This window comes from Kiloniella majae (assembly GCF_002118315.1).
Classification (GTDB): domain Bacteria; phylum Pseudomonadota; class Alphaproteobacteria; order Kiloniellales; family Kiloniellaceae; genus Kiloniella; species Kiloniella majae.
Window position 1 is genome coordinate 20,480 of record NZ_MTSZ01000010.1, and the last position, 24,863, is coordinate 45,342.

The following is a 24,863-nucleotide window of genomic DNA, read 5'->3' on the forward strand; positions in this document are numbered from 1 at the left end:
TGTTTTTCAGTCATTTTGCGAACCCTAGCGGGCGTATTCAAGTCAGTCAAATGCTCTGTCATTCTGCTATGTTTTCTTTGTTTTTCTGTTCGTTTGCATTTCCGGGCCAGACAGTTATAGTCCGCGGGTAATTTTTTTTGGGGGTTGCTTGGCAACCGATTCCAAGTTCTTTAGTTTTGGAGGGATTAATGTTGATTTCCACAGCCTATGCTCAGGCAGCTGGTGGTGCTGGTTCGTCGAGTGAATTGTTTGCGACACTATTCCCACTCGTTTTGATCTTCGCGGTTTTCTATTTCCTGATTATTCGCCCGCAAAGCAAGAAGATGAAACAGCAAAAAGCGATGATTGATGCTATTCGTCGTGGTGATAAGGTTGTTACAGCTGGTGGTGTTATTGGAACCGTTGCAAAAGTAAAAGACGGTGGCGAAGTTCAGATAGATATTGCTGAAAACGTTCGTATCACTGTTATTCAGAGCACGATTGCCAGTGTTGTCAGTAAAACAGAGCCTGCTGATAAGTCGGCTAATGACGACAAAGACAAAGATAAAAAAGACAAGAAATCTAAAGATTAAGCTCTTCTGGATTTGCCTTATTAAAGGGAAGTTTAAAGAAAAGCACCTTTAGAGGTAGTTTTTGCCTGCTCTGGCCCTATATCCAGAGCAGGTTTATTTCATATATTAACAGATAATACGGCCCGTTATGGTTCAGTTTTCCAAGTGGCAGATTTTTGCAGTTATTGGCGTTCTTGTTCTCGGTATTTTTTATGCCATGCCGAACTTGTTCAAAGAACAAACTCTTGAAACGTTCCCTGATTGGGTCGCGAGTGATCAGATTAATCTGGGGCTCGATCTACAAGGTGGGTCTTACCTGCTTCTAGAGGTTGATCTGGAAGCTGTTGAAGAAGAACAGCTTACCAATTTGGTCGAAGGGATCAGGGTAAACCTGCGCACTGAACGTATTGGGTATCAGAACCTACGTGTTGAAGGCAAAGCCGCGACCTTTACATTGCGTGATGTAAGTGAAGAAATGGTTTCTCGTGTACGTCAGATGATTTTTCAAAATAATCCGGGGCTTTTGATTTCGACCGATGGCGCCAAGGTTATTTCTGAATACAGTGATTTGGTCCTTCGTGAGCGCCGTATTGCTGTGATCAACCAATCGATTGAGGTTTTGCGCAAAAGACTGGATGAAACAGGAACAAAGGAAATCAGCCTGCAAAGACAGGGTGAAAGCCGTATTCTTATTCAGGTTCCGGGCGTTAAAGATCCGGATGAAATTAAACGGTTGATCGGTAAAACTGCAAAACTGACATTCCATCTGGTTGATCAAAACGCTGATCCTTATTCTGGTAAGGCTCCTGTTGGATCGCAGATTATGCTGTCGCAGGAAACGCAGGCAAGTGGTCAACCACAACGGTATGTGATCAAAAAACGGGTTATGGTGAGTGGTGAAAACCTGATTGACGCGCAGTCAACTTTCCAGGATGCCCAACCGGTTATCTCCTTTACTTTCGATACGACTGGCGCGCAGAGATTTGCGCGGGTAACGCAGGAAAACGTTAACCGTCCTTTCGCAATTGTTTTGGACGGCAAGGTTATTTCTGCCCCTGTTATCAGGTCACCAATCCTAACAGGTAACGGCATTATTTCGGGTAACTTCACACCACAATCTGCAGAAGAACTCGCTGTGCTTCTCCGCGCTGGTGCACTACCTGCACCGCTTGACATCCTAGAAGAGCGCACTGTTGGTGCTGGGCTTGGTGAAGATTCCGTCAATGCAGGTAAGATCGCAAGTATCATCGGTTTGGTTCTTGTGTTGGTCTTTATGGGATCATCTTATGGTCTGTTTGGCATCATGGCGAATTTTGCACTGGTTGCGAACCTGGTACTTATTGTTGCTGTGCTCTCGCTTTTCCAGGCGACACTTACTCTGCCGGGAATTGCCGGGATTGTGTTGACGATCGGTATGGCCGTGGATGCTAACGTGCTTATTTTTGAGCGTATCCGCGAAGAAATCCGTAATGGTCGTGGGCCAGTTATGGCCGTTGATGCTGGATATAAACGTGCGATTGCGACGATTTTAGATTCAAACATCACGACCCTTATTGCGGCTGTTTTACTGTTCCAATTCGGGACAGGACCAATCAAAGGCTTTGCCGTAACACTGACCATCGGGATTGTTACATCAATGTTCACAGCGATTATGTTTACACGATTGCTTATTGTAACCTGGTTGCGCCGTCGCCGGCCGCAGTCACTTGGTATATAAGGGGAGGCTGGAATCATGGCGTTAATTAAAAAGCTTCCGACAGACCTTAACATCAACTTTATGGGCAAAAGAAAGCTTTTCATGGCTTTCTCTGTACTCATGATTGCATTGTCCTTGGTATTGGTTGCGACCCGTGGATTGAACTTTGGGGTGGATTTCCGCGGTGGTATTCTGATTGAAATCAGAACATCAGAACCTGCTGACTTGTCTTCTCTTAGGTCTCGTATCGGGTCGCTTGGTCTGGGCGAAATTAGCCTTCAGGAATTCGGTGCACCGACAGATGTTCTCATCAACATCCAAAAGCAGGATGGTGATGAAAAAGAACAGATGAAAGCCATTCAACTGGTGAAGGATGAGCTGGGCAGCGCGGTTGAAGAGTATCGCCGTGTCGAGTTCGTGGGTCCAAAGGTTGGGGCAGAACTCAAAGAAGATGGAGCATTGGCAACGCTTTTTGCCTTGCTCGGTATCGCTTTTTACATCTGGTTCAGGTTTGAGTGGCAGTTCTCAGTTGCTGCTTTGATGGCATTGACACACGATATTATTACAACAATCGGTTTCTTTGCTCTGACACAGTACGAATTCAATCTGGCAACATTGGCCGCTGTCTTGACGATTGCGGGGTATTCAATCAACGATACAGTTGTGATTTTTGATCGTGTACGTGATGAATTGCGTCGCTATAAAAAGATGGAAGTTATTGACGTTCTTAATATGTCGATTAACAGAACGCTTTCCCGAACGATCCTGACATCTGTAACGACACTTCTTGCTCTTATCGCACTCTTTGTGTTTGGCGGCGAAGTTATCAGAGGTTTGAGCCTTGGTCTTATCTGGGGTGTTACCATCGGTACCTATTCCTCTGTTGGACTTGCTGTTCCCTTACTCTTTGCTACAAACGTCAGACCTTCTATTCCTGAAGAAGAGGAAGAGGGGCTTGTGGACGAGAATGGTCAGAAGATCGAACTCGTTCAGGAAAATGACAAAGCCGGTTAGGAGTTAACCTTCGTGGAAGTATCACTTAAAATTCCAGAAGGAAAACAGGTTATTGAAAAGTATGGTAATGGTCGTTTTATGGTATCCGACCATTACCATGAAGGCTCTATTCTGGTATTGCCAGATCTGACCGAAGCCTGGTCCGTTCAACATTTTTCCGAAATATCTCTGGAAACACTCAATCCTTTTGTTGAAAAGGCAAGTGAGATTGAAGTGTTGATTATTGGATGCGGCGCCAAAGGCGAGTTCATTACGCCAACTTTCCGAAATAGCCTGAAAGAAAAAGGGTTGATTGTGGATGCGATGGATACAGGCGCTGCCTGTCGTACCTATAATGTACTTCTTTCTGAAGGTCGGAATGTTGCCGCTGCTTTAATCGCAGTTGATTAAAACCTTCTGTGGGTACAAATCACATGTCGAATGATACTGGCCTATCCTATTGCGGAGAAGATATTAAGAAAAACGACTACGATCGTTATCTGACGTGCCTTTTTGCAAAAGATTTTGCCCGAGAAAATCTCTTTGCCCTTTATGCTTTCAACCAGGAAATAGCGAAAACAGCCGAAGTAGTCAGCGAACCGTTAACTGGAATGATAAGGTTGCAATGGTGGCGAGAGGCTATCGAAGGAATTTATGAAGGTAACCCGCGTAAACATCTGGTTGTTGAGGCCTTAGCCAAAGCTGTCAAAGATCATGGGTTGAAACGTGAGAAGCTGGATGAGTTTATTAACACCAGAGAATTTGATCTGGAAGATACCGTTCCACTAAGTCTTGAATCCCTTGAAAATTACGTCGAAAAAACATCTTCTGCTCTCTTAAGTTTGGCAACAGATATCACACTTAAAAAATCCGACTTGGATAAAGGTGTTAATGAAGCTTTGGAGCAGGCTTGCCAATCCATGGGCTTGGCTTGGGGCTTACTTGGTATTATTCGGGCAACTCCTTTTTATGCCGCAAAAAAGCGAATTTTTTTACCTCAGGATCTTATAGGCCAGTATGAGCTTAACACTTCAACACTTTTCGAGTTGAAATCATTGCCGGAGTTACGGGCAATTACCAAAATCCTGACTGAGCAGATCAAAATACACTTGAGCAAGGCGCGTCGGTTATCGGGTGAAATACCTAAACCAGCTAAATCACCTTTGCTTCTCGGTGTTTTGGCAGATCAGTATATCAAAAGGCTTGAGGGTAATAATTACGATCCTTTTGATGCCGCACTTCATCACCCCAAAGCTTCTGCGCCTTGGAAGCTTATGTGGGCTAATATTTGTTCTCGCTATTAATTAAAGCGATTAGATAATAAAAAAGGTCGCTAACGAGAGCGACCTTCTAAATAGAGCTGATTGATTTCTCAATATTATTGATTTTCGTCTAACCAGCTTTTCAGATCTTCGAGTGCCCGCTTGGAATAAAGTGGTTTGCGATCTTTCTTTTTCAGCTTTTTACCCGGCCCTTTCGGAATGTTCGGGAAGATACCAAAGTTCACATTCATAGGCTGGAATGTTTTTGCGTCAGCACCACCGGTGACATGATTGATCAGTGCACCGTGAGCTGTAGTAATTGGCGGCGCGGGCAGATCTTTGCCTAAACGTTCCGCAGCTGCAAAACGCCCGGCCATTAGACCTGACGCAGCTGATTCCACATAGCCTTCGACCCCTGTAATTTGCCCGGCAAATCTGAGGCGTGGCATTGGTTTCATACGAAGCGAATGATCAAGCAGCTTAGGCGATTTTAAAAAGGTGTTGCGGTGGAGGCCACCTAGGCGGGCAAATTCAGCTTCTTCGAGACCAGGAATTGCACGGATAATTTCCATTTGCGCGCCGTACTTCATTTTGGTTTGGAAGCCGACGATATTATAAATTGTGCCCAGTTTGTTATCCTGACGCAGCTGAACAACAGCATAGGGCTCTTCATCACTGTGTGGGTTGGTGAGGCCAACAGGTTTCATGGGACCAAAACGCAGCGTTTCTACACCACGGCTTGCCATGACTTCGATTGGTAAGCAGCCTTCGAAATAGGGCGTGTTCTCTTCCCATTCTTTGAAATCGGTTTTGTCACTGTCTATCAATGCCTGAATAAAGGTTTCGTATTGTTCTTTATTCATTGGGCAATTGATGTAGTCGGCACCGTCACCACCAGGGCCAACCTTGTCGTATCTGGACTGGAACCAGGCTTTGTCAAAGTTGATGGAATCTTTATAAACAATCGGCGCAATCGCATCAAAAAATGCGAGGTATTCTTCCCCTGTGATAGAGGCAATGACTTCGCTCATGCTTTCTGATGTCAAAGGTCCTGTGGCGACAATGACGGAATCCCATTCTTCTGGCGGAAGGACAGAAACTTCTTCTCGTTTGATGGTCACAAGGGGATGATCTTCCAGACGTTTGGTGACTTCATCTGAAAAGTCATTTCTATCGACAGCCAGTGCACCACCGGCAGGCACCATGTGTTTTGCTGCACAGGACATGATAAGAGAGTCCATTCTGCGCATTTCTTCGTGTAACAGACCTACGGCATTATTCTCATAATCATCAGAACGGAAGGAATTGGAGCATACCAATTCGGCAAGGCCTTCACCTTGATGTGCCTCTGTTTTTCGAACGGGACGCATTTCATGAAGAATTACCGGAACACCAGCCTGTGCGATTTGCCAGGTTGCTTCCGTTCCGGCCATACCACCGCCAACGACATGGATCTCTTTTAAGTCACTATTGCTCATGATTGTCTCTTTACTATTCATTGCGTCTGCAATAATAAAATTTTTTGTGTTATATCTACTAAAAAGCTGCTTTGCACCCATATGTTTTAAATAAACATATTTTCTTTCTCATAACCTATAATAACATAATAAACCGGAGCTCTTTATTTCATGCAACGAATAGATGATCGCGTTAGACGTGGTGGCGACGAAGACAGTCTGATCGGCTCTGTGGTTGATTGGGTTATGGCTCAGGCGCTTCGCGATACCACGATCGAAGAATTATTTGAAGGATGCTGCCTAAGGCTGAGGTCTGCGGGATTACCTATTGCCCGTGGGTATATCGCGTTTCGTACTCTGCATCCTTTGTATAGCGCCATGGGGTTGACCTGGGAACTTGGCAATGGTGTTAAAACTGTCGGCATGTCACATGAAAGTTCCGGGTCTGAAGAGTGGCGTAGAAGTCCGTTCTATTTCATGCTGAGCAAAGAGATCGGCTTGCTCAGGCGACGTCTGGTGGGCGAAGGAGCTATCCATGACTTCAAGCTCATGGAAGATCTTCGTGACGATGGTTATACGGACGTCTTGTGTTATGCGATCCACTTTGATCAAGAATCCCTTGGCGATACAGACGGTAGAGGTATTTTGGGAACCTGGTCGAGCGATATCAAAGCCGGCTTGAGTGATACGGACATTAAATCGCTTATTCGTGTTCAAAACCGTCTTGCTGTGGCTTGTAAAGTGATTATTACCTCGCAAATTGCTCACAATATCTCAACGACCTATCTTGGCCGTAATGCAGGGCAACGGGTTCTAAAAGGTCAAATTCAACGTGGTGACGGCGAAAAAATTCACGCGGTCATCTGGTACAGTGATCTCAGGAACTCAACCGCACTGGCAGATATGATGCCGGAAGAGGACTATCTGGATCTGCTGAATGGGTATTTTGAAAGTACGGCGGGGGCCATTATTGATAATGGTGGCGACGTTCTGTTGTTGATCGGTGATGCTGTTCTGGGGATTTTTCCATTCACTGAAGATAAAACACAGGCCGAAACGGGTGAAATGGCGGTTAAAGCTGCTTATGATGCGTTAGAACGTATCAAGGAGTTGAATGCCTGTGCTTGCGATAACGGCAAGTGTGAAGCTTCCTTTGGTCTTGGTTTACACGTCGGGAACGTGATGTTTGGCAATATTGGTTTGCCAGATCGTCTTCAGTTCACAACAGTTGGCCCTGCGGTTAACGAGGTCGCCAGATTGGAAGCACTGACCAAAGAACTTGGCAAGCGTATTTTGATGAGTAAAGAGTTTGCAGAAATCGCTGGACGTAAATGCATGCCTATGGGCGAGCATACCTTGCGCGGCATTGAAGAACGACGTGAGATCTTTACACTAGATGATTGATCTCGAAGACAAACTATTAATCAGATTTAAGTGAGAAAAGCCGGATAGATTGATTTTTATCCGGCCTTTCTTGTTTGTTATTTCAGGTAGGGTTTTAAATATTCACCTGTATAGCTGCCTTTTGTCTTGGCTACGTCCTCTGGTGTTCCCGTGGCAACAACGCGTCCGCCTTTGTCACCGCCCTCTGGACCCATGTCGATAATCCAGTCGGCGATTTTGATAACTTCAAGATTATGCTCGATACAGAGGATTGTGTTCCCTTGATCCACGAGGGACTGAAGGACTTCCAACAGTTTTTTCACATCATCAAAGTGTAGGCCGGTTGTGGGCTCATCCAGAATATAGAGTGTTTTCCCTGTTGCTCGTCTGGAAAGCTCTTTGGCCAATTTAACACGCTGTGCTTCCCCACCGGACAGTGTTGTGGCCGCCTGACCAACCTGAACATATCCCAATCCAACTCTTTGCAGGGTTTCCAGTTTATTGCGAATAGAGGGAACAGCCTTAAAGAATTCCAATCCATCATCAACATTCATATGTAAAACATCCGAGATGGATTTACCTTTATAGAGAATTTCAAGTGTCTCACGGTTATAGCGCTTACCCTTACAGACATCGCACTCAACATAGACATCAGGCAGGAAGTGCATTTCGATCTTGATGACACCATCGCCCTGACAGGCTTCACAACGTCCGCCCTTTACATTGAAAGAGAAACGTCCGGGTTTGTAGCCACGGGTTTTGGCTTCGGGTAGGCCGGCAAACCAGTCTCTGATCGGGGAGAACGCGCCTGTGTAGGTGGCAGGGTTTGATCGTGGTGTGCGGCCAATAGGGGATTGGTCAATATCAATCACCTTATCAATAAACTCTAGTCCTTCGATTGCATCATGGCTTCCGGGCTGTCCTTTGGCATTATGCAATTTACGTGAAACGGCTTTATATAACGTCTCAAGGATCAATGTTGACTTACCGCTACCGGAAACGCCTGTGATGCAGGTGAAAGTGCCAAGTGGAACATCTATCGATACATTTTGCAGGTTATTTTCATTTGCCTTGAGGACTTTAATCTTTTGTCCTTTATGACCTTTACGGCGTTTTTCAGGGAGTGTTATAGAGACTTCGCCGGTTAGATATTTTGCCGTTAAGCTTGCTTCCGTTGCCATCACTTCATCTGGTGTGCCACAGGCAACTATCTGTCCACCATGTTTTCCGGCCCGTGGCCCCATATCGACGAGGTAATCCGCAGTTCGAATGGCATCCTCATCGTGCTCAACAACAACAACAGTGTTGCCAAGATCTCGCAAACGGCGCAGTGTTTCCAGCAATCGGGCATTATCTCGCTGGTGCAAGCCAATTGAAGGCTCGTCCAGAACGTAGAGAACACCCGTCAGGCCCGAGCCAATTTGCGATGCCAGACGAATACGCTGGCTTTCACCTCCAGACAGCGTTGCCGAAGAGCGGGAAAGGGTCAGATAGTCGAGACCGACGTTTACGAGGAAATAAAGCCGTTCATTGATTTCCTTGAGAATTCTAACGGCGATTTCATTTTCCTTGTCGCTGAGAATATCCGGGATTTCGTTGAACCATTTCTCGGCTTCGGCAATGGAAAGTTGGGCAATTTCACCTACGTGTTTTTTGCCAATTTTAACAGCCAGTGCTTCCGGTTTTAGACGATGCCCCTCACACGTCTGGCAAGGCTGTTTCGTTTGATATTTTGATAGTTCTTCACGGACCCAGTCGCTATCGGTTTCCCGGAAGCGTCTTTCCATGTTGGGGATAATGCCTTCGAAAGGCTTTTTAGTCTGATAGCTCCGGTTGCCGTCAGTGTAGGTCATCTCTATCACTTCTTTACCTGAACCATTCAGAAGCAGGTTTTTGATTTTTTCTGGCAACTCATTCCAAGCGAGATCAAGGGCGAAGTCATAATGCTCGGCGAGACTTTTAAGGGTTTGCAGATAATATTTAGAAGTCGAATTTGCCCATGGAGCAATCGCACCTTCTTTGAGGGAAACGCGCTGGTCGGGAACAATCAGATCACCATCAAAGATAAGGGTCTTGCCTAATCCGTCACAGGCAGGGCAGGCACCAAAAGGATTGTTGAAAGAGAATAATCGGGGTTCAATCTCGTCAATGGTAAAACCGGATACCGGGCAAGCATAGCGTGCCGAGAAGATTGTCTGTTCGCCTGTTTTTGCGTTTTCAGCAAAAGCAATACCGTCAGCAAGGCCCAACGCAGTTTCCAGACTGTCAGCCAAACGGGTTTTAATGTCGTCCTTGACCACGACACGATCAACAACAACTTCAATGTCGTGTTTTTTCTTTTTGTCCAGTGCGGGAACGTCGCCGATTTCGTAAAGTTCTCCGTCAACCTTTACGCGCTGAAAACCCCGAACCTGTAAATCTGCCAGCTCTTTGCGATATTCGCCTTTGCGTCCCCGAACAATCGGGGCAAGCAGATAGAGGCGAGTACCACTTTCCATCTCCATGACCTTATCGACCATCTGACTGACAGACTGGCTTTGGATTGGAAGTCCGGTTGCTGGTGAGTAGGGAATACCGACACGCGCAAAGAGAAGGCGCAGGTAATCATAAATTTCTGTTACGGTGCCTACGGTAGAACGCGGATTTTTTGATGTTGTCTTTTGCTCGATTGAAATCGCTGGCGATAATCCTTCGATAGAATCCACATCAGGCTTTTGCATAAGTTCAAGAAACTGGCGGGCATAAGCGGAAAGGGATTCGACATAGCGTCGTTGCCCTTCTGCGTAGATCGTGTCAAAGGCGAGAGAAGATTTGCCGGACCCACTGAGGCCCGTGATAACAACGAGTTCATTTCTGGGTAAATCAACACTGACGTTTTTCAGGTTATGTTCTCTCGCGCCACGTACGGAAATAGTGCGGGATTCCTGTATTGAACTCATTTTATCGCCTGTAAATGTTTTGCAAATGTTCTCGTTGGAATATATATGGACGAACAGTGAACAAAATGCATCCTTTTTTATAAAATAGGGTGAATATTTTGGTGAAAACCTTTCAATAAAATGCGAATATCTTGCAGAATAGAGATCGATCTTTTATTAGACGTTGGCTCTGAGCAGCCCGACTGATAGGGTTTCAGATCAATTTTTTTAGATTCTAAAGTAAATCATAGGGAAGAAGCCATGGCTGGTAGTGTTAACAAGGTGATTCTGGTTGGTAACTTGGGGCGTGATCCGGAAATCCGTTCCATGCAATCAGGACAGCGTGTGGCTAATTTGAACATAGCAACATCAGAAAGCTGGAAAGATCGTACTTCGGGTGAGCGTCGGGATAAAACCGAATGGCACCGCGTTGTTATCTTTAATGATCGTTTGGTTGATGTTGCCGAGAAATTCTTGCGCAAAGGCTCCAAAGTTTATCTGGAAGGTCAATTGCAGACCCGTAAATGGACTGATAACGCGGGTGTTGAAAAATACACGACAGAGATCGTTCTACAGAACTTCCGTGGCGAACTGACAATGCTTGATGGTCGTAACGATGGTCAGGGCGGAGGTAGCTTTGGCGATTCTTCCGGCGGTGATGCTGGTGGTTTTGGCGGCAGCGGTAGCTCTGGCGGCGGATACGGCGGCGGCTTTGGCGGTGGCGGCTCCTCCGGCGGCGGATCAACAGGCGGCAGTGCCCCAGTTGACGACCTCGACGACGAAATCCCGTTCTAAGCTTATTAGAATGCATTCTATAAAAGCGGCTCTTTGGGGCCGCTTTTTTATTTCTATGGCAGATTCAAGATATAATGACTAAAACTGACCTTCTTCATTTTGAACAGCTTTCCAAGGAACAGCTTTATCGTATTTTACAGCTTCGTTCTGATGTCTTTGTTCTGGAACAAGAGTCTCTATACAGGGACATGGATGGGCAGGATAGCCTTGCTTGGCATGTGCTAGCTTATGATGACGAAAACACTGTTGTCGGTGTTCTCCGTATTCTGAAAGATCCTAAAGATCATAGCTGTTTCAAGATTGGTCGGGTCGCTGTTGCGAAGATAGCCAGAGGGCAGGGGATCGCTGTTGAATTAATGGAGCGGGCACACGGCTTTATTGCCAAGCAAGGTGCGGCTGAAAGGATTGAAATTTCAGCGCAGGAGCATTTACAGAAATTTTACAATAATCTTGGTTATGTTGCCGTTTCTGAAGAACCTTATGATGATGCAGGTATACCGCATGTTGATATGATAAGGGCTGCATAAATCGGTGAGAACTTGCCCCTTGACAAATTAAAATAAAGTAGAATTTGTTGATTCGAGGCTGAGATCAAAAAATTATTTAAATTCAATCCTGTAGAACAGTATTTTTCCCTCTCTTTTTACATACAATTTGTTGTGGCTACGCGATGAATTTGTTACATTTCATGTGATTTTTTTTACGCCTGAAATAACTTGTGTTCCAGTCTTGTGCTGTCCACGGGTTAGGAGGGCCTTTCTGTTAAACAGAAACAGGATAATTACGTGACTTCGAACTCTGATACATCATCCGATAACCTGGATATTTTTCCGGTAACAATTGAAGACGAAATGAAGCGATCATACCTCGATTACGCCATGAGCGTTATCGTGTCGCGTGCGCTTCCAGACGTCAGGGATGGCCTTAAACCGGTACACCGTCGTATTCTCTATGCGATGAAAGAGTCCGGCTATGACTGGAACAGAGCTTATCGTAAGTCTGCCCGTATTGTCGGGGACGTGATGGGGCAGTATCACCCGCATGGTGATCAGGCCATTTACGATGCCATGGTTCGGATGGCGCAAGATTTCTCTATGCGTCTGCCACTGGTTGATGGCCAGGGTAACTTTGGTTCCATGGACGGCGATCCACCCGCGGCGATGCGTTATACGGAATCTCGTCTACAGCGCGTTTCCAGTGAAGCGCTTCTGGAAGATATCGACCGCGATACGGTTGATTTCCAGGATAACTATGATGAATCTACAAAAGAGCCGATTGTTCTTCCGGCTCGCTATCCAAACCTTTTGGTTAATGGTGCCGGCGGTATCGCGGTTGGTATGGCAACAAACATCCCTCCGCATAACCTTGGCGAAGTTCTGGATGCCTGTTGTGCCTTTGTGGATGACCCGGACCTTTCTATTGACCAGTTGAACGAGATTATCCCGGGACCTGACTTCCCAACGGGCGGTGTTATTCTTGGACGCACTACAATTCGTGATGCCTATCATACAGGACGCGGTTCAATTGTTATGCGTGGTAAGGCCGAGGTTCAGGAAATCCGCAAGGATAAGATGGCGATTGTTGTCACCGAGGTTCCTTTTCAGGTCAACAAAGCCAGAATGCTTGAAAAGATCGCGGACATTGCCCGTGAAAAGACTATCGAAGGTATCACAGATATTCGCGATGAAAGTGACCGTCACGGTGTCCGTGTTGTTGTCGAGCTTCGCCGTGATGTTGAGCCGGAAGTTGTTCTTAACCAGCTTTATCGCTATAGCCCACTGCAAACGTCTTTCGGGGCAAACATGCTGGCGTTGAATTCAGGTCGTCCAGAGCTATTGGATCTGAAATCAATTCTTTCGGCATTTATCGCATTCCGCGAAGAAGTTATTACGCGTCGTACGATTTTTGAACTGAATAAAGCGCGTGATCGTGCCCACCTGTTGGTTGGTTTGGCGATTGCTGTTGCGAACATTGATGAGGTCATCGAGCTTATTCGTGCCGCTTCTGATCCTGTGATCGCGCGTGAACAGCTTATGAATCGTGCATGGCCAGCTAAGTATGTAGAACCGCTCATCAAATTGATTGATGAGCCGGGTCGTAATGTTGATGCTGATGGTAACTATTTCCTTTCTGAAGCACAGGCAAGAGCAATTCTGGAACTACGTTTACAGAGATTAACCGGGCTTGAGCGGGATAAGATTGCCAAGGAATTGGAAGAGATTGCGGATCAAATTCGCTACTATCTCGAAATACTCGCTTCTCGCGAAAAACTTCTTGGTATCTTGCGCGAAGAACTCATCGAAATGAAGGCCAAATATGCCACGCCGCGCCGTACAGAAATTCTGGATGGTGTGTTCGGGTATGACGATGAAGACCTCATTCAACGTGAAGACATGGTGGTGACAGTTAGCCACAGTGGTTACATCAAACGTGTTCCATTAAGTACTTACCGCGCGCAGCGTCGCGGTGGTAAAGGCCGTTCAGGCATGGCGACAAGGGACGAGGATTTTGTATCCCAGATCTTTGTTTGTAATACCCATACACCAGTTCTCTTTTTCTCTTCCCGTGGCATGGTATACAAGATGAAGGTTTATCGCCTTCCTCCTGGAACACCAACGTCGCGCGGAAAAGCCTTGGTAAACATGTTACCTCTGCAACAGGGGGAGACGATTTCTACGATGATGCCACTTCCTGAGAACGAGGAAGCATGGTCAGAAATGTACGTTATGTTTGCGACATCTACGGGTGGTATCCGTCGTAACAAGTTGTCTGATTTCACCCGGGTTATGGCAAACGGTAAAATTGCCATGAAATTGGAAGATGAAGACAGCAGATTGATTGGTGTGCAGACCTGTACAGAACACGATGACATTATGTTATCCACTGCGCGTGGCAAATGTATCCGCTTCCCGGTGAACGGCGTTCGTGTCTTTGCGGGCCGTACATCGACTGGTGTACGCGGCATTTCGCTTGCTGAGGGCGATTCAGTTATTTCCATGGCAATTATCAACCACATGGATGCGGATTCAGATACCCGTGAACAGTACCTTCGTTATGCCAATGCAAAACGTCGCAGTGAAAACGCGGATGAAGGCGAGTTTGATCCATCAGCACTAGAGACAACACTGTCTCAGGAGCAGCTTGATAGCATGGCTGAAAGAGAGCAGTTCATTCTGTCCATTTCTCAAGATGGTTTGGGTAAACGTTCGTCTTCTTATGAATACCGTGTGACCAGCCGTGGCGGTAAAGGGATTGGTAACCTTGATCTTTCAAGAGCCAAGGGTAAAACAACGACTGTTATTTCCGTGTTCCCAATTGATGAGACGGATCACATTATGTTGGTAACAGATGCAGGAAAGCTCATTCGCTGTCCTGTACACGATGTTAGAATTGCAGGACGTTCTACACGTGGTGTTAATCTGTTTAACGTTGCTGATGATGAGAAAATTGTCTCTGTATCCAGATTGGCGGATGACGGTGAAGACGAGGAAGATGATATCCTTGAGGGCGCTGAAGGAACAGAAGGTGTTGAAGCTACGGATGCAGTAGAAAGTGACATTGCTGAAGCTGTATCAGAAGCATCTGAGCCAGAAGCATCTGAGGACGTAAAAGGCGGGGAGTAATCCCCGCATCCTAACGAAGAAGAGTTTAGGGCATGACGAAAAAACACGTTGGGCTTTATCCCGGGACCTTTGATCCTGTAACCAAAGGGCACATGGATATTATTACCCGTGGATGCCGTGTGGTAGATAAGCTGGTCATTGCCGTTGCGCGCAATGACCGCAAGGGACCACTGTTCAATACCGAAGAACGCGTCAATATGGTGCTGCATGATACAGCGCCTTTGCGGGACAAAGGTTTTGAGATCGAAGTCTTGCCCTTTGACAACCTTTTGGTGAATTTTGCGCGTGAAGTTGGTGCCGGGGTCATTTTGCGTGGGTTGCGTGCGGTTTCTGATTTCGAATACGAATTTCAAATGACGGGGATGAATGCCCGTCTTGATGCTGAAATCGAAACCGTATTTTTAATGGCGTCCGAGAAACAACAGTTCATTTCGTCTCGTTTTGTCAAAGAGATTGGTTATCTGGGGGGGGATATCTCTTCTTTTGTTAGTCCTGAGACGAAATTGAAGCTGGAAGAGAAGTTTGAAATTATGCGTAACTCCAAGGATTAACTGACTTTTAAGTGTATTCCTTGCCCCTTGGTTTAAAAATATCTCTTTTTTTACGGTAGAAGACAAAAAGGCTGTTGACCGAATCAATAAGTGGTTCTATCTTCCGCCTCGCTTACCGCATTACACTTTAATGTCGATAAGCAAATGAGAATGGGCCCTTAGCTCAGCTGGTAGAGCGTCCGACTTTTAATCGGCAGGTCACAGGTTCGAATCCTGTAGGGCCCACCATTCTGTACAAAACACCCCGCTTTCTGGCGGGGTTTTGTTTTTCTGTTTCCAAAATATTACAACGTCTCCTGTTCGTTTTCTCAGGGAATACTCTTGTTCACTTTCTCTGGGAATAATAGTCTTAGGGGAAACTGAAATGCTGAAATCTTTAACGATCATTCTACTAAAGTATCTCAGATAAAAATACTCTCAGCTTAAAAGGAAAAAATCGTGTCCCAGAAACCACTTGGTCTGATTTGCGCCATACCAAATGAAATCCAGCATTTTGGATCAGCCTTTGAGAAAACGAGCGAAAAACAGATCGCAGGTTTTTCGTTTTTTCAGGGAAAGCTTGATGGTGTTGAAACTGTGCTTGTCGAAGCTGGCATGGGCAAAGTTAATGCTGCAGTTGTAACAACTTTACTTATCGAACAATTCAATTGTCGCGTGGTTCTCTTTTCTGGCGTTGCTGGTGGCGTTGATCCAAAGCTTGGTGTTGGTGATGTTATTATCGGAACGAAGCTTATCCAGCATGATTATGGGATGATTGTGTCTGATAAGCTAACGACCTATCAACCGGGACACTTACCCATCCATATGCCAACTGAAAAGCTTGGCTATGATGCAGATGCGGAACTGATCGACAAACTACTTAGTGATCTTGAAGGTTTTGATCTTCCGATGATTTCTGCGGAAGCTGCTGGTGGAGAAGCTCGTAAACCTGTTATTACGTCTGGAACTATTCTAACAGGAGATCAGTTTATTGGCTGTACTGTTGCGAGAAACCGACTTTGTAATGAGTTAGGTGGTTTGGCTGTTGAAATGGAGGGGGCAGCAATAGCACAGGTCGCAGAGCACTATCAGGTGCCTTTTGTCATTGTACGTTCCTTGAGTGATCTCGCCGGAGAAGAAAGTACCATGGACTTTATCAAGTTCCTTGAAGAGACGGCTGGCGGCGCAGCGCTAGTGCTTAGACGCATTATCAGACTGTTATGAGTGTGGAAGCTAAGAATAGAGTTGCGGGGTGCTGTCTTGGGACGCTTATAGGGTTATTCGCAATTTCATCGGGTTTTGCAGAAGGCAATTCTCCACGTTTTATTAGCCCCGTTGATTGCTCTATCCCCTCGGAATGTACGATCCAAAACTATGTCGATGCACGTCCTGGAACGGGGCATCGTGACTACACCTGCGGAACGCTCAGCTATGAACGCCATAAGGGAACTGATTTCAGGGTTCTTAGTTATGGTTTATATCAACAAGGAGTTCCTGTTCTGGCTGCTGCTGATGGCATTGTTCTCAGGAAAAGAAATAATGCTGATGAAGGGGATTATATTTTAAAAGGAAATGAGGCCGTTAAGCAGCGTGAGATTGGTAATGGTGTTATTATCGAACATACAAACGGTTGGGAGACAACTTATGCGCATCTGAAAAAAGGCTCTGTTACTGTATCTCCTGGCGATCGGGTAAATGCTGGTGATGTTATCGGCATTATAGGTTTGAGTGGGAAAACTGAATTTCCACACTTGCATTTTCAAGTTACGCATAATCAGGAATTGAGAGATCCTTTCACAGGGAAGAAGCCATCAGGTTGCGGTGAGATAACAAAAGACGCTTTATGGGATAAGTCTTTACAAAAGGACTTTGAATACAAAGGTACGGGAATTATCGATACTGGCTTTGCGGCTGAGATACCAAAACATAAATTACTGGCGTTTCGCAGTGAACAAAAACGGATTTATGTGCAGCGCGACCCAAAAATTCTTTTGTATTGGGCTGAGCTATGGGGGGTGAAAATAGCTGACCGTCTAACAATCAGTTATGAAAACCCGCTTGGGGAAATAACGAAAGATCAAAAAGCTTTAAAGAAGAATCAGGCGTCATACTTTAAATATATAGGAAAAAAACGCCCTAAGGATGGCTGGATTCCTGGCGTGTACACGGGGCACATAACACTTGAAAGGCTTGTTAATGGAGAGTGGAAGATTATTGCTTCAAGGCAGAAAACGCAGGTTTTGCCGTAAGGTTTTTAATGATTAAACCTGTATGTCAAGGTTTTGCCCGCGATCTTTGTCTCCGCTAAACTGTTTAGAATCAGCAGACGCTCCGCTGTTTTCAACGGGACGCTTTGTTTCCACTGCTGCTTGTGAATTCTTTTCAGCAACGCTGATATCAATAGCAGCAGCAGGTTCAGAGAACCTGACTGTGGGTTCAAAAGATGTCGCATTAATATTCATATTTGCATCCTGACACAAACACATTAAATAACTCTTAACACAATATAGGAAACTTTTTGGCGATTTAAAGAGAGAAAAACCTTTTAGTTCGCCTGATGTTTCGTTAATCAGGTCCTTTAAATTTAATGTCGGAGATCGGAAGCGTGGATAACAACGAAATTACCAGCGTAGAAAAATACTTGCGTCAGACCTTTGGGAATGAAGCAATTGCACTTGATAGAAAAACGACCAAAGCAGATTCTATCGAAGTGAATCTTGGTGGTGAATTCATTGGCGTCATATATAAAGATGACGAAGACGATGAACTTTCCTATTCGTTTAATATGGCTATTTTAGCTGACGATCTGCCAAAGTAAGACAGCACGTAATTTAAAGCGCCTTTGTTATATGGCGTACGCTGTTTTGTGAAGAAGCGTGTTTAGGGTGCCCGGTCTTTGATCTCATGTGATTGCTTCCGGGTATCTTGTTTTTTTTAATGTGCTTAATTCTTCAATATTATTTGATTGAAGATCTTGAGGAATTTAATCATTTCCGTTTTTGGTTGCACAGTCGATACAAAGAGTAACCGTTGGATCCAATTCCAAGCGTTTCAATTGAATTTCTTCATCACATCGAAGGCAATAGCCATAATTCCCGTTCTGTAGTCGTGTGAGTGTTGTCTCGATCTTACTGAGTTCGACCTGTCGGCGTCTTTCAGATTCGAGTGACATAGCTTGGGACTGGAGTGCGTCCATTCGTGATAATCTGCCGACTTTGCTTTGATCCAGTTCTACTACATCTCGTGATTGTTGGCTGGAAGCACGAATATCAGAAATCTCTGTTTTTCGTTTTTCCAATTCTGACGCAAATTTTTCCAAATTTATCGTTATTTTTTGATCAGACATTGAGCCTCGCTATCCCCGTTGAATAGCATCATAGCAAATAAATGCGCTGATCAGTGTAAAATCGAAATGTTTTGGAAAATAGACAATCAGGATGCAAGCATCCCGGCAGAATAGAAAAAACTGGCATAGAAAACACCTCGAAACAAAACAGGGGGACGGCCAAATGGGGGTTACCATGAACAGGCACGGTATGGCCAACGTCTCGTTCCGAGGTGTTTCTCAGAACATATCAAAACAAATAATGAAATGGTTGTGATGTTTCTGTGTCCAAAACGGCCTTTCAGTGATTAAAAATTAACGATGTTTAACAAATTGTTACCGCAGGTAAGTCCCTTAAGACAATACAACAGGCGAGATTAATCGAATTGTGAAAATGGTTCTGGGTTTTCAAATTAATAGGCCTTTGATTATTAGGGGGTTTTAGAGAAAATGTCTTCTATGCTAGCTGTCAAAACCGTTTCCAAGGGCTAAAAAAGAGAAGCTTTTGATTTATCCACAACAAATTTCATTTTTTTGAAATTTTTCGTTTGCCCTTTTTGAATGGATCAGTATATATCCCCTTCAGCAACAACGATGCGGTCGTGGCGGAATTGGTAGACGCGTAACGTTGAGGTCGTTATGGGCTAATAGCCCGTGGAGGTTCAAGTCCTCTCGACCGCACCAAAAAATTGGTTTGTTGTTGCTTATAAAAATACTCTTGCTCTCCTGCGTTCTTCAGCGTTTTTGAATTATCAAAATTATGTGCTTACTTGCAGCATATAATATGATTGAGAACGAGAGTTTTGATGACGATGCGGCAATGGCGGAATTGGTAGACGCGCTAGCTTCAGGTGCTAGTTCCCTTTATGGGAGTGGAGGTTCAAGTCCTCTTTGCCGCACCATCCTCAGTAATCATATCTCCCTAGATTATCAGAACATTATTAATGAAGTTTATGGTTTGATTGAGTAAGCGCCTGAACCAGTTTTGCAATATTGGTTTTTGCGCTTTTGATGGATTGGTCATGCCGATTGTCACCAAATTCTTGATATTCTGAACGAATTTCATGAAAATTTTCGACACCGAGATATTTACTCATGACTTTCACGTGGGGACCAAGATGATTTATATCTTCTCTCATCCCGCCAGTTTCAAAACCAAACTCACCTGTTGAGGTGATTAATACCAGTGTTTTTCCTGACATGATCGGCTCAAGGGGATAATCCCCGCGCGCCAAATCAAAGCTAAAGGTCTTGTGGATACGGATGACTTGATCAAACCAGGCTTTCAAAGCTGCTGGCATGCCGTAGTTGTACATCGGTGACGACATTAGAATGATGTCGGCTCTGTCCACTTCATCAATTAATGTATCAGATAATACAAGTAATTCCTTTTGTGCATTTGTCCGTTTTTTCTCATCTGTAAAAACAGCAGCAATCCAATCTTGATTTATGTATTCAGGGGGTGTTTGGCCCAGATCCCGATAAATTATCGTATCCGTTTGCCTTTGTTTCTTCCATTCATCAATAAATCCGGCTGCCAATGTTTTAGAGATGGAATTGTAACTTGTTTCAGGGTTGTCTGTTCTGCGTGCACTACTATCCAAGTGTAGAATTGTTGGCATTGTATTTCCTCATATCACGAAGTGAATTCATCAATATGGAAATATATTGTTCATCTGTACTCTTTTGACAAAAGGGTAATTCTGTATCATAGATGAGATAAATTCATGTGTGAGGTTTGTATGTTTTCTCATCTACCCCCTTTGAACAGTATACGGGTGTTTGATTCTGCTGCGCGTTTAAAGAGCTTTAAAGCAGCCGCATCTGAATTAAATGTCACACCGACTGCTGTGTCTCATCAAATTCGCAGCCTCGAAGATGCTCTGGGTACCCTTTTATTTGAAAGAAAAACGCGTGCAATTGAGCTAACAGAAGAGGGAGAGACGTTAGCGCAAGCAGCATATCTTTCCTTGCAACAGCTTTCGTCGGTAGTGTCGGAAATCACGAATTCACGCTCAACATTAACGGTCAGTACAACGGCCTCTTTTGCAGCTATGTGGTTGGTGCCGAGGCTTGAAAAGTTTCATCGACAAAACCCGCAAATCCAGGTTGTCGTTAAAACAGGTGAGCAATTAGATGATTTGGAGCGGGATAAACGAATTGACCTTACTGTTCGTTACGGTCGTGATGATGAAGACGCGCCTGATAAAATTAAACTTGTGACCGAGACAGTCGGGGCCTATGCCACACCTTTGTATCTAAAAAACACGACCAGAATAGAAGATGCATGTTTGATCGAAACGAGATGGAAGAACCAAGACTTACCGTCTATTTCCTGGGATCGAATTGTTGCAGAGAAAAATAGCGAGATAAACAGACGTCACTTTGATCAGGAGCATCATGTTATTCAGGCTGCTCTTGCTGGACAAGGTGTGGCTTTAATTAGTTCTTTGTTGGTGGAAACAGCTGTTCAACAAGGCTGGCTAGTAGAGTTTCCAAATCTACCCAGAACAGCGGGACTTTCTTACTTTCTCATGATTCCGACTTACAATGCGCACAGCCATAAGGTGAAGGTTTTTCAGGAGTGGCTTATGAAAGAATTTGTCGGCTCTAAAACCTAATCATCCATATATTAGATATTTGTGTTTCTGCTTCCTGTTTGGCGACTTTGATTTATCACAGTTTTCCAATTTCCTCCTTGAAAACAGAAGCTTTAACAGCAATGTTTAGGTACAAGACACAACCCGTTGGTCTTGGTGTCTTGAACTGTTGTTAAATGGAACCTGAATTTATGAAAGATAAAGGTGTAAAAGCCACTAAAAAGTCGAAGCAATCCTTCACGCAGCGACTTAGTAACTATCTTCTTGCCGGGGTCTTGATAACAGCGCCTGTTACCATAACTTTATGGCTTGCCTGGAGAGCCATTACTTTTGTTGATAGTCAGGTAACGCCGCTTATCCCTCTGAAATGGAACCCGGAGAACTACCTGCCTTTTGGTGTACCTGGGTTGGGGTTGGTTGTTATTATTTTTGGATTAACCCTGATAGGTTTCCTGACCGCAGGGTATATTGGCCGACTGCTGAAACGTGCAAGCGAAGCCGTTGTTAAAAAACTTCCGGTAGTTCGCAGCGTTTACAGCTGGACACAACAGGTTTTTGAAACCGTTCTTTCACAAAATTCTTCAGCATTTAATGAGGTTGTCCTTGTTGAATATCCTCACCGGGGGTGCTGGGTTGTTGGTTTCATCACGGGACGTACAAAGGGTGAAGTACAAAGCTTGACTGATGATACTGTCATCAATGTTTTTGTTCCAGCGACACCAAACCCGACAACAGGTTTCTTACTCTTTATCCCCAAGCAAGATGTCCATCATCTGGATATGACAGTAGAAGAGGGGATCAAACTTGTCATTTCGGGCGGCATACTGTCGCCTTCTGAAATTAAAAAGCTTACTCAGGACGAAAAAGCCAAGAAGGCAGCGGAAGAAGCACATGCACATCATAAGCCAAGTGTTTTTATGAGGCTGAGAAACTACTTTTTTGGTGGTATGTTGGTGACTGCTCCGATTGGTCTTACATTTTGGTTGGCCTGGGAAATCATTATTCTGATTGATAGTTGGGTGCGCCCTTACATTCCATTGAAATGGAATCCGGAAACTTATCTTCCCTTTGCCTTACCGGGGCTTGGCCTGTTTTTTATCTTTTTAACCCTTACTTTGATCGGTTTCCTGACCGCTGGTATCGTGGGAAAAACGTTGTTACGAATTAGCGAACGTTTGTTAGATCAGATGCCGGTTATTCGGACTGTCTATGGTGCGATCAAGCAAATTATTGAAACTATTTTCCAAGATCATTCAAATGCGTTTCGCGAGGTCGTTCTGTTCCAGTACCCGAGACCGGGATCCTGGGCTCTTGGATTTTATACCGGGGATTCTAACCGCCTCATCAAAGATATATCTGAAGACGAATCAATTAATATCTTCCTGCCGACAACACCTAACCCAACGTCTGGTTTTTTACTTTTTGTTCCTCGTAAGGAAGCAAGAATGCTGTCCATGACGGTGGAAGAGGGCATTAAGATGGTTGTCTCTGGGGGGATCGTCACACCAGAATATCATGCGCCGGATCAGGAGCAGGAGAAGCTAACCGTGCAGAAAACGGGCTCTGATGCAAAAGTGGATGAAAGTGACAAAGACGTAGAGTCTCAAAAGGCGGCTTCATAAGCCTTAATTATTAACCGGACTTTAGATATTTAACTGCTGTATCTCTCTCGAAAAGATACAGCAGTGTGCGCAAAGCTTGCCCCCTAGGGGTTTGCAGTGTCGGATCTTTGTCCATGATCAGTTTGGCATCATTACGTGCTGTTGCCAGTAGTTCACCATGACAGGCAAGATCAGCAACTTTGAATTCCGGTAGTCCGCTTTGACGCGTTCCCAAGACTTCACCTGCACCGCGCAAGCGTAAATCTTCTTCAGCGATGACAAAGCCATCATCACTGTCACGCATAATTTTCAAACGGGCTTTGCTGGTTTCGCCTAAAGGTCCTTGGTACATCAGGATACAGGTGGATTTCTCGCTCCCACGTCCAATTCGTCCGCGAAGCTGATGGAGTTGCGCCAGGCCGAAGCGTTCGGCATGTTCAATCACCATTATGGTTGCCTCGGGAACATCAACGCCAACCTCTATAACAGTGGTTGCGATCAGGAGGTCAACATTGCCCTTGGAAAAGGTTTCCATGACGGCGTCTTTATCTGCACCTTTCATGCGACCGTGAACCAAACCTACACGATCGCCAAATCGCTCGCTTAGTTCCCGGTATCTTTCTTCCGCAGCGGCAAGGTCAGATTTGTCTGAATCTTCAACCAAGGGGCAGACCCAATAAACCTTTGTTCCCTGATCCAAAGATCTGGCAACGCCATTGATAACATCATCAATTCGTTCAACGGACACTGTTCGGGTGTCAACAGGTTGTCGTCCGGCTGGTTTTTCAGTTAGACGAGAGACAGCCATGTCACCATAAGCCGTAAGCATCAGTGTACGAGGAATAGGTGTTGCCGTCATAACCAGCATATCGACCCCAGCACCTTTACGGGCGAGGGACAAACGCTGGTGAACGCCAAATCTGTGCTGTTCGTCAATCACTGCCAAAGCAAGGTCTGAGAAATCTATTTCATCCTGGAAAAGGGCATGTGTACCAATGACCATTTGCGTAGAGCCATCAGCAATACATTCTAAAATAGCTTTGCGGGCTTTTCCTTTATCACGACCAGTAAGGATCACGATAGAAATTCCGAGCTTCTCAGCAAAAGGCTGTAATGTTTTATAGTGCTGACGTGCTAGTATTTCTGTCGGGGCCATCAAAGCAGCTTGAGAGCCACTTTCTATCGCAGCCAACATAGGGAAGAGTGCAACGGCTGTTTTACCGCTTCCTACATCGCCTTGCACCAACCGGAGCATGCGGTTTGGACTTTCCATATCAGCAACGACTTCGCTGATAGACTGATCCTGCGAGCCCGTCAGTTTGAAGGGCAGGATGTCCAGCATTTTTTCGCGGAGAGACCCGTCACCCTTAATTATGCGCCCCTTTGCTGCTGTCTGCTGTTCCCGGACAAGAGAAATGGCAAGCTGGTTTGCCAGAAGCTCGTCGTAGGCCAATCGTTTCCGATAGGGGGAGAAGGCTGTCAATTCATCTTCAGATAGAGGATGATGAACCTTTTGAAGGCAGCTGTGCCAATCGAGCCAACCTTCTTGCTCTTTCAGGGAGTTATCAAGCCATTCCGGTACAGTGGGAACTAAAGCAAGAGAGGCTTTAATGGCTTTTGAAAGTGGCTTGAGCGTAACGCCAGCACTTAAGGGGTAAACAGGTTCTACGGTTTTTACGTCTTCTTCTTCGTTTAACGGTACCATATGATCGGGGTGCGCCATTTGAAGAACATCCCCAAAGCGTTCCAGCTTGCCACTGATGATACGCTCTTCCCCCACAGGAAGAAGCTTCATAAGATAATCTCCCCGCGCATGGAAAAAAATCAGCGTTATCTCGCCGGTGTAATCATTGCAGATAACCCGGTAGGGGCTACGACGATTGGAAGAAGGGATATGGCGGGATACTGTGACCTTCAGTGTTGCCACGCGATCAGAGATGGCATCGGCAATGGTTGGGGAATAACGACGATCAACCATTCCAACAGGTAAATGCCAGCAAAGGTCAAGCACGCGTCCACCGGCCAGCTTTTCATAAAGAGTACTTAACCAGGGCCCAACGCCTTGAAGAGTTGAGACTGGGGTAAAGAGTGGAAAGAGAATCTCTGGACGCACGGGCTTTAACTTGCAG

At 45.2% G+C, this 24,863-nt stretch carries 21 protein-coding genes and 3 tRNA genes; 18 read left to right on the forward strand and 6 right to left on the reverse strand.

The window, feature by feature from the left end; translation table 11 throughout:
• Nucleotides 1–188: 188 nt before the first annotated feature.
• The 5 genes from yajC to BKB51_RS19185 all read left to right on the forward strand — a co-directional run bounded on the left by yajC (nucleotide 189) and on the right by BKB51_RS19185 (nucleotide 4,544).
• Nucleotides 189–572, forward strand: a complete 384-nt coding sequence (gene yajC, locus BKB51_RS19165; RefSeq protein WP_085902737.1) for a preprotein translocase subunit YajC — start codon at nucleotides 189–191, stop codon at nucleotides 570–572.
• A gap of 127 nt (nucleotides 573–699) precedes the next feature.
• Nucleotides 700–2,268 carry a protein translocase subunit SecD gene (secD, locus tag BKB51_RS19170; RefSeq protein WP_085902738.1) on the forward strand — a complete coding sequence of 523 codons (1,569 nt, stop codon included), beginning with the start codon at nucleotides 700–702 and terminating at the stop codon, nucleotides 2,266–2,268.
• A gap of 15 nt (nucleotides 2,269–2,283) precedes the next feature.
• Nucleotides 2,284–3,261 carry a protein translocase subunit SecF gene (secF, locus tag BKB51_RS19175; RefSeq protein WP_085902739.1) on the forward strand — a complete coding sequence of 326 codons (978 nt, stop codon included), beginning with the start codon at nucleotides 2,284–2,286 and terminating at the stop codon, nucleotides 3,259–3,261.
• Nucleotides 3,262–3,273: 12 nt separating this feature from the next.
• The gene (locus BKB51_RS19180; RefSeq protein WP_085902740.1) at nucleotides 3,274–3,651 is read left to right on the forward strand and encodes an Mth938-like domain-containing protein; all 378 of its coding nucleotides are present in this window, start codon (nucleotides 3,274–3,276) and stop codon (nucleotides 3,649–3,651) included.
• A gap of 23 nt (nucleotides 3,652–3,674) precedes the next feature.
• Nucleotides 3,675–4,544, forward strand: coding sequence for a phytoene/squalene synthase family protein (locus BKB51_RS19185; RefSeq protein WP_085902741.1), 870 nt, complete (start codon nucleotides 3,675–3,677; stop codon nucleotides 4,542–4,544).
• A 74-nt stretch (nucleotides 4,545–4,618) separates the two neighbouring features.
• Here the strand turns inward: BKB51_RS19185 and trmFO are convergent, their stop codons facing one another.
• Nucleotides 4,619–5,980, reverse strand: a complete 1,362-nt coding sequence (trmFO, locus tag BKB51_RS19190; RefSeq protein WP_085902796.1) for a methylenetetrahydrofolate--tRNA-(uracil(54)-C(5))-methyltransferase (FADH(2)-oxidizing) TrmFO — start codon at nucleotides 5,978–5,980, stop codon at nucleotides 4,619–4,621.
• A 150-nt stretch (nucleotides 5,981–6,130) separates the two neighbouring features.
• Here trmFO and BKB51_RS19195 point away from each other — a divergent pair, with 150 nt between their 5' ends.
• Entirely contained in the window at nucleotides 6,131–7,363 is a 1,233-nt protein-coding gene (locus tag BKB51_RS19195) for an adenylate/guanylate cyclase domain-containing protein (protein WP_085902742.1), read from the forward strand.
• A 77-nt stretch (nucleotides 7,364–7,440) separates the two neighbouring features.
• Here BKB51_RS19195 and uvrA read toward each other — a convergent pair whose 3' ends face one another.
• Nucleotides 7,441–10,281, reverse strand: coding sequence for an excinuclease ABC subunit UvrA (gene uvrA, locus BKB51_RS19200; protein ID WP_085902743.1), 2,841 nt, complete (start codon nucleotides 10,279–10,281; stop codon nucleotides 7,441–7,443).
• Nucleotides 10,282–10,521: 240 nt separating this feature from the next.
• On the opposite strand from uvrA, the gene ssb reads away from it, so the two are divergent.
• The 7 genes from ssb (at nucleotide 10,522) to BKB51_RS19235 (ending at nucleotide 17,457) form a co-directional block, all read left to right on the forward strand.
• A complete protein-coding gene (gene ssb / locus BKB51_RS19205) occupies nucleotides 10,522–11,055 on the forward strand; it encodes a single-stranded DNA-binding protein (protein WP_085902744.1) in 534 nt (177 codons plus the stop codon).
• Between the two features lie 74 nt (nucleotides 11,056–11,129).
• Nucleotides 11,130–11,582: a GNAT family N-acetyltransferase gene (locus BKB51_RS19210; RefSeq protein ID WP_085902745.1), complete on the forward strand. Its 453-nt coding sequence runs from the start codon at nucleotides 11,130–11,132 to the stop codon at nucleotides 11,580–11,582.
• Between the two features lie 258 nt (nucleotides 11,583–11,840).
• The gene (gene gyrA / locus BKB51_RS19215) at nucleotides 11,841–14,678 is read left to right on the forward strand and encodes a DNA gyrase subunit A (RefSeq protein WP_085902746.1); all 2,838 of its coding nucleotides are present in this window, start codon (nucleotides 11,841–11,843) and stop codon (nucleotides 14,676–14,678) included.
• A gap of 32 nt (nucleotides 14,679–14,710) precedes the next feature.
• Complete coding sequence (gene coaD / locus BKB51_RS19220) at nucleotides 14,711–15,229, forward strand: pantetheine-phosphate adenylyltransferase (RefSeq protein WP_085902747.1); 519 nt, start codon at nucleotides 14,711–14,713, stop codon at nucleotides 15,227–15,229.
• Nucleotides 15,230–15,381: 152 nt separating this feature from the next.
• Nucleotides 15,382–15,457 (forward strand) — tRNA-Lys (locus BKB51_RS19225).
• A 210-nt stretch (nucleotides 15,458–15,667) separates the two neighbouring features.
• Complete coding sequence (locus BKB51_RS19230) at nucleotides 15,668–16,432, forward strand: 5'-methylthioadenosine/adenosylhomocysteine nucleosidase (protein ID WP_085902748.1); 765 nt, start codon at nucleotides 15,668–15,670, stop codon at nucleotides 16,430–16,432.
• 2 nt (nucleotides 16,433–16,434) lie between these two features.
• The gene (locus BKB51_RS19235) at nucleotides 16,435–17,457 is read left to right on the forward strand and encodes a M23 family metallopeptidase (RefSeq protein WP_158090286.1); all 1,023 of its coding nucleotides are present in this window, start codon (nucleotides 16,435–16,437) and stop codon (nucleotides 17,455–17,457) included.
• A gap of 12 nt (nucleotides 17,458–17,469) precedes the next feature.
• On the opposite strand, the gene BKB51_RS19240 is transcribed toward BKB51_RS19235, so the two are convergent.
• Nucleotides 17,470–17,670 carry a hypothetical protein gene (locus BKB51_RS19240; RefSeq protein ID WP_085902750.1) on the reverse strand — a complete coding sequence of 67 codons (201 nt, stop codon included), beginning with the start codon at nucleotides 17,668–17,670 and terminating at the stop codon, nucleotides 17,470–17,472.
• Between the two features lie 143 nt (nucleotides 17,671–17,813).
• Between BKB51_RS19240 and BKB51_RS19245 the strand changes: the two genes are divergently transcribed.
• Nucleotides 17,814–18,026: a DUF3126 family protein gene (locus tag BKB51_RS19245; protein ID WP_085902797.1), complete on the forward strand. Its 213-nt coding sequence runs from the start codon at nucleotides 17,814–17,816 to the stop codon at nucleotides 18,024–18,026.
• A gap of 165 nt (nucleotides 18,027–18,191) precedes the next feature.
• Here the strand turns inward: BKB51_RS19245 and BKB51_RS19250 are convergent, their stop codons facing one another.
• A complete protein-coding gene (locus BKB51_RS19250; RefSeq protein WP_085902751.1) occupies nucleotides 18,192–18,554 on the reverse strand; it encodes a TraR/DksA family transcriptional regulator in 363 nt (120 codons plus the stop codon).
• 575 nt (nucleotides 18,555–19,129) lie between these two features.
• Between BKB51_RS19250 and BKB51_RS19255 the strand changes: the two genes are divergently transcribed.
• Together BKB51_RS19255 and BKB51_RS19260 are read left to right on the forward strand one after the other, a co-directional pair.
• Nucleotides 19,130–19,217, forward strand: a tRNA-Leu gene (locus BKB51_RS19255).
• Nucleotides 19,218–19,347: 130 nt separating this feature from the next.
• Nucleotides 19,348–19,435 (forward strand) — tRNA-Leu (locus BKB51_RS19260).
• Nucleotides 19,436–19,474: 39 nt separating this feature from the next.
• Here BKB51_RS19260 and BKB51_RS19265 read toward each other — a convergent pair.
• Nucleotides 19,475–20,155, reverse strand: a complete 681-nt coding sequence (locus tag BKB51_RS19265) for an FMN-dependent NADH-azoreductase (protein ID WP_085902752.1) — start codon at nucleotides 20,153–20,155, stop codon at nucleotides 19,475–19,477.
• Between the two features lie 120 nt (nucleotides 20,156–20,275).
• Between BKB51_RS19265 and BKB51_RS19270 the strand changes: the two genes are divergently transcribed.
• Together BKB51_RS19270 and BKB51_RS21155 are read left to right on the forward strand one after the other, a co-directional pair.
• The gene (locus BKB51_RS19270) at nucleotides 20,276–21,154 is read left to right on the forward strand and encodes a LysR substrate-binding domain-containing protein (RefSeq protein WP_085902798.1); all 879 of its coding nucleotides are present in this window, start codon (nucleotides 20,276–20,278) and stop codon (nucleotides 21,152–21,154) included.
• Between the two features lie 170 nt (nucleotides 21,155–21,324).
• Nucleotides 21,325–22,755, forward strand: coding sequence for a DUF502 domain-containing protein (locus tag BKB51_RS21155; protein ID WP_198946809.1), 1,431 nt, complete (start codon nucleotides 21,325–21,327; stop codon nucleotides 22,753–22,755).
• A 10-nt stretch (nucleotides 22,756–22,765) separates the two neighbouring features.
• Here the strand turns inward: BKB51_RS21155 and recG are convergent, their stop codons facing one another.
• Nucleotides 22,766–24,847, reverse strand: coding sequence for an ATP-dependent DNA helicase RecG (recG, locus tag BKB51_RS19285; RefSeq protein ID WP_085902753.1), 2,082 nt, complete (start codon nucleotides 24,845–24,847; stop codon nucleotides 22,766–22,768).
• Between the last annotated feature and the right edge of the window lie 16 nt (nucleotides 24,848–24,863).